Consider the following 451-nt stretch of genomic DNA (forward strand, 5'->3'; position numbering starts at 1 on the left):
CGCTTGCGGGAAACCTATCACTTCGAGATCGTCACATCGCCGACCACGGAACTGCTCCGACATGCGCAAGCCGTCGTCACGATCAATTCGACGGTCGGACTGGAGGCGATGCTGTACGGAAAGCGCGTGGTGTCGCTGGGCCGTTGTTTCTACAAGGAATTCGATCGCCATCGGCTGCTCAGGTACATCCATTCGTTCCTGATCGACGACATCGACTACTTCGGCACCGATCGCGTCCCCGCCCACGCGGCCAGGCGCGTGTTCGAAAGGGCGGCACTGACATGAGCGTCACGTTGCGACAGACCGCCGAGGCAATCATCGAAGACTGCCGCCGCAATATGTTCGTGAAGCCGCGCGCGGCGGTGATCTTCTACCGCGTCGTGCATTACCTCGCGTGCCGGAGCCGGCTTACGCTGCTGGCCGGCGCACCGTTGATCCTGCTCTACATCGT

2 pseudogenes are annotated in these 451 nt (G+C 61.4%); both read left to right on the forward strand.

Annotated elements, in window-relative coordinates:
* Nucleotides 1-285: pseudogene (locus HWX22_RS31580) on the forward strand (capsular biosynthesis protein); the annotation flags it as partial.
* Nucleotides 282-451, forward strand: a pseudogene (locus tag HWX22_RS32185) (serine acetyltransferase); the annotation flags it as partial. The pseudogenes HWX22_RS31580 and HWX22_RS32185, both read left to right, overlap by 4 nt.

It is taken from the genome of Burkholderia sp. BCC1638 (genome assembly GCF_902833195.1).
In the GTDB taxonomy this organism is placed as follows: domain Bacteria; phylum Pseudomonadota; class Gammaproteobacteria; order Burkholderiales; family Burkholderiaceae; genus Burkholderia; species Burkholderia diffusa.